The sequence below is a fragment of the Streptomyces sp. 5-10 genome, assembly GCF_014712245.1.
Taxonomy (GTDB): Bacteria; Actinomycetota; Actinomycetes; order Streptomycetales; family Streptomycetaceae; genus Streptomyces; species Streptomyces violaceusniger.
In genome coordinates this window covers 166,246-177,718 of record NZ_JACVYG010000013.1, presented here as the reverse complement: position 1 = coordinate 177,718, position 11,473 = coordinate 166,246, and the positions used below count along the sequence as shown (strand labels likewise).

The 11,473-nt window shown below is 68.3% G+C and carries 12 protein-coding genes and 1 rRNA gene; 4 read left to right on the top strand and 9 right to left on the bottom strand.

Annotated features, from left to right (window positions below):
- Positions 1 to 24: 24 nt before the first annotated feature.
- Positions 25 to 1,536: ribosomal RNA gene (locus IEJ02_RS18065) — 16S ribosomal RNA — on the bottom strand.
- A 526-nt stretch (positions 1,537 to 2,062) separates the two neighbouring features.
- On the bottom strand, positions 2,063 to 2,725 hold the full coding sequence (locus IEJ02_RS18060; RefSeq protein ID WP_191065800.1) for a DNA-3-methyladenine glycosylase: 663 nt from the start codon (positions 2,723 to 2,725) through the stop codon (positions 2,063 to 2,065).
- A gap of 168 nt (positions 2,726 to 2,893) precedes the next feature.
- Between IEJ02_RS18060 and IEJ02_RS18055 the strand changes: the two genes are divergently transcribed.
- Complete coding sequence (locus IEJ02_RS18055; protein WP_191065799.1) at positions 2,894 to 3,676, top strand: sporulation protein; 783 nt, start codon at positions 2,894 to 2,896, stop codon at positions 3,674 to 3,676.
- Positions 3,677 to 3,851: 175 nt separating this feature from the next.
- On the opposite strand, the gene IEJ02_RS18050 is transcribed toward IEJ02_RS18055, so the two are convergent.
- Entirely contained in the window at positions 3,852 to 4,178 is a 327-nt protein-coding gene (locus tag IEJ02_RS18050; RefSeq protein ID WP_223863993.1) for a barstar family protein, read from the bottom strand.
- A gap of 87 nt (positions 4,179 to 4,265) precedes the next feature.
- Between IEJ02_RS18050 and IEJ02_RS18045 the strand changes: the two genes are divergently transcribed.
- Both IEJ02_RS18045 and IEJ02_RS18040 read left to right on the top strand, forming a co-directional pair.
- Positions 4,266 to 4,805, top strand: a complete 540-nt coding sequence (locus IEJ02_RS18045) for a YbhB/YbcL family Raf kinase inhibitor-like protein (RefSeq protein WP_137977377.1) — start codon at positions 4,266 to 4,268, stop codon at positions 4,803 to 4,805.
- Positions 4,806 to 4,911: 106 nt separating this feature from the next.
- Positions 4,912 to 5,415, top strand: a complete 504-nt coding sequence (locus IEJ02_RS18040) for an HNH endonuclease (RefSeq protein WP_037963497.1) — start codon at positions 4,912 to 4,914, stop codon at positions 5,413 to 5,415.
- 51 nt (positions 5,416 to 5,466) lie between these two features.
- Here the strand turns inward: IEJ02_RS18040 and IEJ02_RS18035 are convergent, their stop codons facing one another.
- From IEJ02_RS18035 to IEJ02_RS18025, 3 genes are all read right to left on the bottom strand, one after another.
- Entirely contained in the window at positions 5,467 to 6,426 is a 960-nt protein-coding gene (locus tag IEJ02_RS18035; protein WP_137977378.1) for an SPFH domain-containing protein, read from the bottom strand.
- 151 nt (positions 6,427 to 6,577) lie between these two features.
- A complete protein-coding gene (locus IEJ02_RS18030) occupies positions 6,578 to 7,003 on the bottom strand; it encodes an NfeD family protein (protein WP_317985831.1) in 426 nt (141 codons plus the stop codon).
- A gap of 82 nt (positions 7,004 to 7,085) precedes the next feature.
- Entirely contained in the window at positions 7,086 to 7,877 is a 792-nt protein-coding gene (locus IEJ02_RS18025; protein WP_191065798.1) for an ABC transporter ATP-binding protein, read from the bottom strand.
- Between the two features lie 110 nt (positions 7,878 to 7,987).
- Here IEJ02_RS18025 and IEJ02_RS18020 point away from each other — a divergent pair, with 110 nt between their 5' ends.
- Positions 7,988 to 8,791 carry an Rv1486c family protein gene (locus IEJ02_RS18020; RefSeq protein ID WP_191065797.1) on the top strand — a complete coding sequence of 268 codons (804 nt, stop codon included), beginning with the start codon at positions 7,988 to 7,990 and terminating at the stop codon, positions 8,789 to 8,791.
- Between the two features lie 108 nt (positions 8,792 to 8,899).
- Here IEJ02_RS18020 and IEJ02_RS18015 read toward each other — a convergent pair whose 3' ends face one another.
- The 3 genes from IEJ02_RS18015 to IEJ02_RS18005 all read right to left on the bottom strand — a co-directional run bounded on the left by IEJ02_RS18015 (position 8,900) and on the right by IEJ02_RS18005 (position 11,078).
- Positions 8,900 to 9,139 (bottom strand): chaplin, encoded by a 240-nt coding sequence (locus IEJ02_RS18015; RefSeq protein WP_137977380.1) that lies wholly within the window; start codon positions 9,137 to 9,139, stop codon positions 8,900 to 8,902.
- A gap of 138 nt (positions 9,140 to 9,277) precedes the next feature.
- Positions 9,278 to 9,922, bottom strand: a complete 645-nt coding sequence (locus IEJ02_RS18010; RefSeq protein ID WP_191065796.1) for a response regulator — start codon at positions 9,920 to 9,922, stop codon at positions 9,278 to 9,280.
- Entirely contained in the window at positions 9,915 to 11,078 is a 1,164-nt protein-coding gene (locus tag IEJ02_RS18005; protein ID WP_191065795.1) for a GAF domain-containing sensor histidine kinase, read from the bottom strand. The genes IEJ02_RS18010 and IEJ02_RS18005 overlap by 8 nt, the downstream gene beginning before the upstream one ends.
- Positions 11,079 to 11,473: the final 395 nt, after the last annotated feature.

The following is an 11,473-nucleotide window of genomic DNA, read 5'->3' as shown; positions in this document are numbered from 1 at the left end:
TGCAGTCGGCTATGTGCTCCTTAGAAAGGAGGTGATCCAGCCGCACCTTCCGGTACGGCTACCTTGTTACGACTTCGTCCCAATCGCCAGTCCCACCTTCGACGGCTCCCTCCACAAGGGTTGGGCCACCGGCTTCGGGTGTTACCGACTTTCGTGACGTGACGGGCGGTGTGTACAAGGCCCGGGAACGTATTCACCGCAGCAATGCTGATCTGCGATTACTAGCGACTCCGACTTCATGGGGTCGAGTTGCAGACCCCAATCCGAACTGAGACCGGCTTTTTGAGATTCGCTCCACCTCACGGCTTCGCAGCTCATTGTACCGGCCATTGTAGCACGTGTGCAGCCCAAGACATAAGGGGCATGATGACTTGACGTCGTCCCCACCTTCCTCCGAGTTGACCCCGGCAGTCTCCTGTGAGTCCCCATCACCCCGAAAGGCATGCTGGCAACACAGAACAAGGGTTGCGCTCGTTGCGGGACTTAACCCAACATCTCACGACACGAGCTGACGACAGCCATGCACCACCTGTACACCGACCACAAGGGGGNTTTCCGGTGTATGTCAAGCCTTGGTAAGGTTCTTCGCGTTGCGTCGAATTAAGCCACATGCTCCGCCGCTTGTGCGGGCCCCCGTCAATTCCTTTGAGTTTTAGCCTTGCGGCCGTACTCCCCAGGCGGGGAACTTAATGCGTTAGCTGCGGCACGGACAACGTGGAATGTCGCCCACACCTAGTTCCCAACGTTTACGGCGTGGACTACCAGGGTATCTAATCCTGTTCGCTCCCCACGCTTTCGCTCCTCAGCGTCAGTATCGGCCCAGAGATCCGCCTTCGCCACCGGTGTTCCTCCTGATATCTGCGCATTTCACCGCTACACCAGGAATTCCGATCTCCCCTACCGAACTCTAGCCTGCCCGTATCGAATGCAGACCCGGAGTTAAGCCCCGGGCTTTCACATCCGACGCGACAAGCCGCCTACGAGCTCTTTACGCCCAATAATTCCGGACAACGCTTGCGCCCTACGTATTACCGCGGCTGCTGGCACGTAGTTAGCCGGCGCTTCTTCTGCAGGTACCGTCACTTGCGCTTCTTCCCTGCTGAAAGAGGTTTACAACCCGAAGGCCGTCATCCCTCACGCGGCGTCGCTGCATCAGGCTTGCGCCCATTGTGCAATATTCCCCACTGCTGCCTCCCGTAGGAGTCTGGGCCGTGTCTCAGTCCCAGTGTGGCCGGTCGCCCTCTCAGGCCGGCTACCCGTCGTCGCCTTGGTAGGCCATCACCCCACCAACAAGCTGATAGGCCGCGGGCTCATCCTGCACCGCCGGAGCTTTCCACCACCAGACCATGCGGTCGGCAGTCGTATCCGGTATTAGACCCCGTTTCCAGGGCTTGTCCCAGAGTGCAGGGCAGATTGCCCACGTGTTACTCACCCGTTCGCCACTAATCCCCGGCCGAAACCGGTTCATCGTTCGACTTGCATGTGTTAAGCACGCCGCCAGCGTTCGTCCTGAGCCAGGATCAAACTCTCCGTGAATGCTTCCGGGCTATCCCGGCAACACTGCACGAGAGCGGAACCACCAGAGGAATAGTCCGATGGTTCACAGCGTCCTCGCTGTGTTTTTTCTTCAAAGGAACCTCGTCCAAACGATGGACGGGGTATCAACATATCTGGCGTTGACTTTTGGCACGCTGTTGAGTTCTCAAGGAACGGACGCTTCCTTCGAAACCGTTTCACCGGTTTCTCCGGGCGCTTCCCTTCGGTGTTTCCAACCTTACCAGACCCGATTTCCGGTCGTTTCCGATCCGAATTCCGTTTCCGGCCCCCTGCTGGAGCGGGGTCTTTCGCGCCTTCCGGCGTGTCCACTACTTTAGCGAATTTCCCTCCCGGCTCCTAATCGGAGCCCCGGGCCCTGATTTCGCGCAGCGAAAGAAGACCCTGTTCGGGAATCGTCGTAGTGGTTGGCCGCTCCGGGGCGGCGATGACCCGATCCTGGGATCGTGACGACAGCGCTGCCCGTCTCAAGCGGCTCGGGCTACGTTAGGCGTCCCGTCCAGCAGAGTCAAGTTCCGACCTGACGGCGCGTCGAATTCCGGCGACGCGGGGTGTGGGCACGGTAGGGGCTCACCGAGGGATCGCCGTCGATCCAGAAGCGCCAGGGGTGGGTTGCGCCCTCGCCGCCCACGCCGGTGCGCGGGCCGCTGAGCACCTGCTCGGGCCGGGCGGGGTGGCCGGTGAGTATGGAGAGCGGGGCATCGGGGCTGCCGCACACATCGCTGCCGTCCAGTCTGCGGTCCACGCCCAGGGCCGTGGCCAGCCGGGCCGGGCCCTTGGCCAGCTCATGGTCGTTGCGCGCCTTCGGCCTGCGCTGATGGGCCCACTCATGGCCGTGCAGCACCTCGCCCGCGCGCAGCAGCACCCCGCTGGCGTGGCCCTCCGGTCCGCAGACCAGGTTGAGGCAGTGCCACATGCCATAGGTGAAGTAGACATACGCATGCCCCGGGGGGCCGAACATCACGGCGTTGCGCTCGGTGCGGCCACGGTAGGCGTGCGAGCCGGGGTCCGCCGGGCCCGCGTACGCCTCGACCTCGGTCAGGCGCAATTCGATCGGTCCCTCCGGGGTACGGCGGACCAGGACGCGGCCCAGGAGGTCGGGCGCGACCTCGAGCACGGGTCGGTCGAAGAAGGCACGGTCGAGAGGGGTGCGGTCAGGTCCTGCTGTCACGCGCCCCGAGCGTAGTGGAACAGATATGAACCGGTGGTTGGAGGCGGCACCGGTCCGCTGGAAGGGTATGAGCCGCGGAACCGCCCACGGCCGTTTCGCGTTTCTAGGTGTCAACAGTGATCGAATGCGATCGAGTCAAGACGCAGTCGCGTCCTTGAGAGGGAGAACATGGGCTTCAAGAAGCTGCTCGCGAGTCTGGGCGCCGGTGGCGCTTCGGTGGAGACGGTGTTGACCGAGGAGAACGTCGTCCCGGGCGGCATTGTGCAGGGCGAGGTCCGGATCCAGGGCGGTTCGGTCGCGCAGCAGATCGAGGGGCTCTCGGTCGGGCTGCAGGCGCGGGTCGAGGTGGAGGGCAACGACCAGGAGTACAAGCAGGACGTGGAGTTCACCCGGCAGCAGCTGGGGGGCGCGTTCGAGGTGCAGCCGGGCGCGGTGCACGCGGTGCAGTTCGGCCTGGAGATTCCGTGGGAGACCCCGATCACCATGTTCATGGGCCGCCACCTGACCGGCATGAACGTGGGGGTGACCACCGAGCTGGCGATCGCGCGCGCGGTGGACTCGGGCGACCTTGACCCGGTCAATGTGCATCCGCTCCCCGCCCAGCAGGCGATCCTGGACGCCTTCGGCGCCCTCGGCTTCCGGTTCAAGAGCGCCGACCTGGAGCGCGGGCACATCCGTGGCACCCGCCAGCGGCTGCCCTTCTACCAGGAGATCGAGTTCTACGCGCCGGAGCAGTACCGGGGCCTGAACCAGGTGGAGTTGTCCTTCGTCGCGGACGACCGCGAGATGGACGTGGTGCTGGAGATGGACAAGAAGCCGGGGCTGTTCTCCGAGGGCAGTGACACCTACCGGTCGTTCACCATGAACCTGGCCACCTTCCAGGACACCGACTGGGCCGCGTACCTGAACCAGTGGCTCGCCCAGGTCGGCGGCAAGCGCAACTGGTTCTGAGGTTCCCCTCCCCGGACCGGACTTCCGCGCGGGGCGTGCACCGAAGGCAGCTCGGTGCACGCCCCGCGTCCGTGTGTGAGGGCCCGGCGTCCGTGTGTGAGGGCCCCGCGTCGGTGTGCGAGGGCCCCACGGTCCCCGGCAGGGCCGTCCTCGTACCCTCAGGGGCCTCGTACCCTCAGGGGCCGTCGTCGTAGCGCACCACCAGGGGCCGTCCCCGCGCCGCCCAGTACGCCTCCGCGTCGGCCAGGATGTCCGCCGCGATCGCGGCGGCGTCGGGGTCCGCGTCGCGGAAGGCCGGCCAGCCCTGGATGTCCAGCAGACAGCCGCTGGGCTCGCCGCCCTCGGCCCACCAGGACAGATCGGTCACGCAGTCGGCGAGGGCATCCCAATTCCGCCCGTACCAGTCGGGGAAGCGCAGGTCCCTGGCGCAGCGGGCGAGGAAGCCGTCCTTGTCCGTCACGCCGTCGAGGCGCAGGTGGAGGGCGAGGGTGGGGCCGGTCATGGGCGCCATGGTGCCAGTCCGCCGGGCACCGGTCTCGTTAGGCTGGCCGCGCAGATGATCCACTGCGACTACGAGGAGGTTCTCGACGTGTCCGAGCAGAACCGGCCCCCGCTCCCCCATGACTTCCATCCGCCGGTGCCGTCGTTCACGGTGGTGAGCGACGATGTGGCACCGGGCGGCACGCTCAAGTCCGCTCAGGTGCATGCGGAGGGGAACACCTCTCCGCAGCTGCGCTGGGAGGGTTTCCCGGAGGGGACGAAGAGCTTCGCCGTGACGTGCTTCGACCCGGACGCGCCGACGGGCAGCGGGTTCTGGCACTGGGTGGTGTTCGACATCCCGGCCACGGTCACCGAGCTTCCGGCGGGTGCGGGCAGCGGTGGCTTCACGGGCCTGCCCGCGGGTGCCGTCCAGGCGCGTAACGACTACGGGACGCGTGACTTCGGCGGGGCCGCGCCGCCGCCCGGGGACGGTCCGCACCGCTATGTGTTCACCGTCTACGCGGTGGACACCGAGAAGCTGGGCCCGGACGCGGACGCCTCGCCCGCGGTGGTCGGCTTCAATCTGCGGTTCCACACGCTGGGCCGGGCCCAGTTGATCGGGGAGTACGAGGTGCCTGCCGCGGGCTGACGCGGCGAAATTGCGTTGTTCTCGGCCAGGCTCCCGGCCAGAGTTGATCCCGGTCCCGCCGATCTCCGGCGCGGGACCGGGACACCGGGATGCGGGGGTGGTCGGGATGCGCGAGACGCTGGTACTGAACGCGAGCTTCGAGCCGCTGGCGACGGTCACGCTGCGGCGCGCCGTGGTGCTGGTCCTCCAGGACAAGGCCGTCGTCGAACACGCCCACCCGGGGCTGCGGGTGCGGGCCGCGGACGTCGATCTGCCGTTGCCACGGGTGATCCGGCTCTGCCGTTACGTACGGGTGCCGTTCCGAAGACGTGCCCCGTGGTCGCGGCGCGGGGTGCTGGTCCGGGACCAGCACCGGTGCGCGTACTGCGGCCGCCGGGCGACGACCGTGGACCATGTGGTGCCGCGGTCGCGCGGGGGCGGGGACACCTGGCTGAATACGGTCGCCTCGTGTGCCGAGGACAACCACCGTAAGGCGGACCGGACTCCGGAGCAGGCGGGGATGCGGCTGCTCAAGGCTCCGTTCGAGCCGACGCCCTCGGATGCGCTGCTGCTGGCGCTGGGGGCGGCGGAGCGGGACGGTCTGCCGGAGTGGCTGGCGCTGCCCGCCTGAGTCCCATCCGCTGGCGGAAGGCGGCTGGAGGGCCGCCCCGCCGCCGTCCGTTCAGTCGATCGTGGGCTGTTCGCGGCGCGGGGCGGGCTCCTTACCGGTGGCGGTGGGGGTGCCACCGCCGTTCCCGCCGCCGGTCAACGGGCCGAAGTTGCCCATGGCCCCGCCGAGGCCCTTGAGGGCGTCGCCGATCTCGCTGGGCACGATCCAGAGCTTGTTGGCGTCGCCCTCGGCGATCTTCGGCAGCATCTGGAGGTACTGGTACGAGAGCAGCTTCTGGTCCGGGTCTCCTGCGTGGATGGACTCGAAGACCGTACGGATGGCCTGGGCCTCGCCCTCGGCGCGCAGCGCGGCGGCCTTGGACTCACCCTCGGCCCGCAGGATCGCGGACTGCTTCTCGCCCTCGGCGCGCAGGATCTCGGACTGCCGGACACCTTCGGCCTGGAGGATCGCGGCGCGCTTGTCACGGTCGGCGCGCATCTGCTTCTCCATCGAGTCCTGGATGGAGGTGGGCGGCTCGATGGCCTTGAGCTCGACGCGGTTGACGCGGATGCCCCACTTGCCGGTGGCCTCGTCGAGGACGCCGCGCAGCGCCGCGTTGATCTCCTCGCGGGAGGTCAGGGTGCGCTCGAGGTCCATGCCGCCGATGATGTTCCGCAGGGTGGTGACGGTCAGCTGCTCGATCGCCTGGATGTAGCTGGCCACTTCGTAGGTGGCGGCGCGGGCGTCGGTCACCTGGTAGTAGATGACGGTGTCGATGTTCACCACCAGGTTGTCCTGGGTGATCACCGGCTGCGGGGGGAAGGGCACGACCTGTTCACGGAGGTCGACGCGGTTGCGGATCGAGTCGATGAACGGGACGACGATGTTGAGGCCCGCGTTGAGGGTGCGTGTGTAGCGTCCGAAGCGCTCCACGATGGCGGCACTGGCCTGCGGGATGACCTGGATCGTCTTGATCAGTGCGATGAAGACCAGCACCACGAGGATGATCAGGACGATGATGATCGGTTCCACAGCGGCTCCCCGTGCCCTTCATGCGGCGATTCGGATGGTCGGGATGATCAAGTCTGGCGGTTCCCGAGGGTGGAGTCTGTCAGATTCTCGGCCGACTCCGCAGCTCAACCGGGGCGCCCTCAACTCTTGGTAGGACACTCCGGTACGGCGTCTACATGACGACGGCCGTCGCACCGTCGATCTCCACCACGTCGACCTGCTGCCCTGGTTCGTAAGCCTGGCCGGGGTCGAGCGAGCGCGCGGACCACACTTCGCCCGCGAGCTTGATCCGGCCGCCTCCGCCGTCGTCGACGCGCTCGAGGACGACGGCCTGGCGGCCTTTCAGCGCCTCGATGCCGCTGCGCAGCTCGGGCTGCTGTCGGCGGCTGCGGACCGCCATCGGGCGCACGACGGCGACCAGTGCCACGGAGACGGCGCAGAAGACGACGACCTGGAGCACGACGCCGCCGCCGAGCGCATCGGTGATGGCACCGGCCACGGCGCCGACCGCGACCATCCCGAATTCGGGCATCGCGGTCAGCACGAGCGGGATGCCCAGCCCTACGGCGGCGATCAGCCACCACACCCATGGATCCACATGGTCATGGTAGTTGTCCCACGTCGCCGGGGACAGTGCGCGGATCACCTGCCGGTGGCACGGTGGGCGCAGGGGGCGGACATCAGGTCAGCGGCAGGCCCTGGGCGGTCCAGCGGTCGCCGTTGCGCTCGACGACCAGCGGGAGGCCGAAGCAGCGGGAGAGGTTGCGGGAGGTCAGTTCGGTCTCGACCGGGCCCGCGGTGAGCACCTTCCCCTGGCGGATCATCAGAACGTGGGTGAAGCCGGGGGGGATTTCCTCGACATGATGTGTCACCATGATCATCGACGGGGCGAGCGGGTCGCGGGCGAGCCGTCCGAGGCGGCGGACGAGGTCCTCGCGGCCACCGAGGTCGAGTCCGGCCGCGGGCTCGTCGAGGAGCAACAGCTCGGGGTCGGTCATCATGGCGCGGGCGATGAGGGTGCGCTTGCGCTCGCCCTCGGAGAGGGTGCCGAACTTCCGGTCGAGGTACTCGTTCATGCCGAGGCGGTCGAGGAAGGCGCGGGCGCGGGTCTCGTCGACCGCGTCGTAGTCCTCCTGCCAGTGGGCCGTCATGCCGTACGCGGCGGTGAGGACGGTCTGCAGGACGGTCTGGCTGCGGGGGAGCTTCTCGGCCATGGCGATGCCCGCCATGCCGATGCGCGGGCGCAGCTCGAAGACGTCGACGCCGCCGAGCCGCTCGCCGAGGATCCGGGCGCTTCCGGCGCTCGGGAAGAGATAGCTGGAGGCGAGGTTGAGGAGGGTGGTCTTGCCGGCGCCGTTGGGCCCGAGGATGACCCAGCGCTCTCCTTCTTTGATCGACCAGGAGACCTCGTCCACCAGAGCCCGCCCATCGCGGACCACCGATACGTCCAGCAGCTCCAGAACCTCGCTCATGAGCGCGTTGTCTCCCATTGCAGTCTCGAGTCGTGCGTGCGCCTGTGGGCGCAGCCCCCTGAGGAAAACCTACGCCACACGTTGTCGGTGGCAGTCCTTAGGCTGGTTCCATGCTCGATGAACCACGCTCAGGGCGCCTCGCAGCTTGGGGAAATGCCCTTCTCGCCGGACTTGTCTCCCCCGATGAGGCGGCGCATCGCATCGCGGGTGAGGACGCGTCGCACCGGGTGACCGGGCTTCCTGGGGAGTCCGGGCAGGTGGGGCTCACGCTGGCGCTGGGGCGGCTGCGGGCGCTCGGGGCCAAGGGGCTGCGGGTGGCGCTGCCCATAGCGGGGCATCCCCTGGGGCTGAGCGGTCCGCCGGAGTTCAACGCCCACGCGCTGGAGGCGGGCGAGGCGGTGATCGCCACCGGGGCGGCGCTCGGCCTGGTGCCCGAGGTGTCGGCGGCCGGGCCCGAGGGCGATCAGCACATCGAGGTGGTGTGGCGGTGCCAGGCCGTGCGGGAGGCGCCGCCGGCCGATGTGCCGTCGCTGAGCGAGGCCGAGCGGGAGCTGGCGGAGGCGCTGCGGGAGGCCACGGAGGTGCTCTCGCGGCTGAACGTGGCGGGGTCGGGCCCGGTGGCCGAGGCGGCCCTGGAGGCGTATCGGGCGCGGGCCGAGCGGGGGCGCGAGGTGCTGGCCCCGGGCTATCCGCCGCGTGCCATACGGGTGCTGGAGCTGGCGCAGCGGGTGGGTGCGCTGGTGGACATCGCGCATATGGCGGGTGGGGACGGCCGGGAGCACGGCGGGGCGGTGAGCGCGTCGGAGATCACGGCGCGGTCCGAGGCGCTGCGGCCGGTGGAGCGCACCTCGCGACGGGCCCAGGTGGCGGCGTACAACGCGTATGTGGAGGAGCGCGAGCGCGGCGGTCTCTGACCGCCGCGGGGGTGTTACGGGGCCCGGAGGCCGTCATGGGGCCGGCCCCGGAGGCGGGTGCCTCCGGGGCCGGCCGGTGGTGCGTCGGGATATCCGCCAGGGGGTCGGTCAGCGGACGCAGGGGACGCCGAGCGCCGGGTTCATGGACCCGATGACCGAGATGGTGTTGCTGCAGACGTTCACGGGCACGTGGACGGGCGCCTGAATGTTGTTGCCGGAGACGGCACCCGGGGACATCGTGGCCCCACCGTCGGCCTGGGGGCCCTGGGCGGAGGCGACACCGGCACCGGCGACGGCGAGTCCGCCGGCCACGATCGTGAGGGCAGCGAACCTCTTGATGTTCTTCACTTCTCAAGACCCTTCATTCATCAGCGCATCACCGCGGCGGTCCGCCGCGGTACGCCGTGAAGAACGGCCCGGCCCATGGCGAGTTGCGCTGTTCGAGTGATCGCCACACGTTGGTGTGATTTCACGGAGAAACGCTGTTCATGCCCCGATCCCGTGTCGTACCGCCCATAGGGCGGCCTGAGTGCGATCGGCAAGATCCAGTTTCATAAGAATGTTGGACACATGGGTTTTCACGGTCTTTTCGGACAACACCAGCGCGCGGGCGATCTCCCGGTTGGACCGTCCATCCGCTATCAGCGCCAGCACCTCGCGTTCGCGCTCGGTGAGTGACCCGCCGCGCCCCTGGCCGCCGCCGTCCTCCTGGGAGAGCAGTGCGAGGGCCACCTCGGGCTGGAGCAGCACATGCCCGGAGTGGACGGACCGGATGGCGCGGGCCAGCGCCTCGGGGTCCACGTCCTTGTAGACATAGCCCGCGGCGCCCGCGCGCAGGGCGGGGACCACGGTGCGCTTCTCGGTGAAGCTCGTCACCACCAGCACCCGGGCGGGGTTGTCGAGGCCGCGCAGGGTGCGCAGCGCCTCGATCCCGTCGAGGCCGGGCATCTTCACGTCCATGAGGACGACGTCGGGGCGCAGCTCCTCGGCGCGGGCGACGCCCTCCTCGCCGTCCGACGCCTCGCCGACCACCTCGATGTCGTCCTGGACCTGGAGGAAGGTCCGCAGGCCGCGCCGCACCACCTGGTGGTCGTCGACGAGCAGCACCCGAATCCGTGCCGGGTCAGCCACCGGGCACCTCCATCTCGATCACGGTGCCCTTGCCGGGCGCCGACTCCACCGTCAGACCGCCGCCGACGCCGCCGGCCCGGTCCCGCATCGACACCAGCCCGAGGTGGCGCCCGGCGCGCCGTACGGCCGAGGGGTCGAATCCCCTGCCGTCGTCGGCGACGCGGAGCCGGGCGCCCTGGCCGTGCCGGGCGAGGGTGACGTCCACCTGCCGCGCGTCGGCGTGGCGCAGCGCGTTGTGCAGGGCCTCCTGGGCCACCCGCAGCACCGCCTCCTCCTGGGCGGCGGGCAGCGCCCGCATGCCGTGCGAGGCGAAGGTGACACGGGCGGAGTGGGCCCGGTCGAGCACCTGGACCTGGGTCCTGAGGGTCGCCACCAGGCCGTCCTCGTCGAGGGCGGCGGGGCGCAGCTCCACGACGGCGGAGCGCAGCTCGTCGGCGGCCTCCGCGGCGAGCAGCGCGATCTGCTGGAGCTCGTCCTTGGCGCGGCCGGGGTCGCGGTCCACCAGGGCCGTGGCCGCCTGGGCGGTCAGCCGCAGCGAGAAGAGCTTCTGGGAGACCGCGTCGTGCAGCTCGTGGGCGAGCCTGGCCCGCTCCCCCGCGATGGTGAGCTCGCGGCTGCGCTCGTAGAGCCGGGCGTTGGTCAGGGCGATGGCGGCGTGCTGGGCCAGGATCGACAGCAGTTCCTCGTCCTCGGCGGTGAAACCGCAGCCGCCCTCGGGCTTGGGGCATCGCTTGTTGGCGAGGAATACCGCGCCGAGAACTTCATCGCCGTCGGCAATGGGAAGTCCCAAGAAATCCGACATAACGGGATGAGCTACGGGCCATCCCTCAAAACGGGCATCCAACCGCACATCGGCGAGTCGCTGCGGAGTGGCGTCCTTGAGCATCGCGGCGAGAATGCCGTGCTGCCGGGGCAGCGGCCCGATGGCCTTCCACTGCTCCTCGCTCACCCCGTCTACTACGAACTGGGCGAAACCTCCGTGATCATCCGGAACCCCCAGAGCGGCATACTCCGCATCGAGCAGCTCACGGGCGGACACAACGATGGTCTTTAGGACATCACGGACTTCCAGATGTCGGCTCATGGCGAGCAGCGCCGCGCTCACCCGGCTCAGCCCGGCCTCGGCGCCGCCGCTCCGTCCTTTCGTCATGGGCATTACCGTACCCACCGCCATCCGGTGGGCATATCGGCCGGTCGGCGGCCACCTGATAAGACCTGAGCCCTAGGTCGAACGGCGCACACGAGGCCCCCAAAGGGGCTGTTACACGGGTGGAAAAAACAAACACCCTGAGCATTTGCGTGGGCACAGCGCGCAATATGAGAAGCTCCGCGATGTGAGCCCGGACACACGACCTAAATCACGTACGAACGTGCTTAGTGGACGTTTCATAGGCGACTGAGCGGGGATGACGGCCGTCCGCGTGGGCATGAACGGCCTACTTATCCACTAAGCAGCATCGTATGTCACGCCTTTGCGACAGCTTTTTGCGGCAGCTAAGAATTTCACCCAGTCGCACGGCGCCGTAGATCCAGGAACGGCGCTCTGCGCGC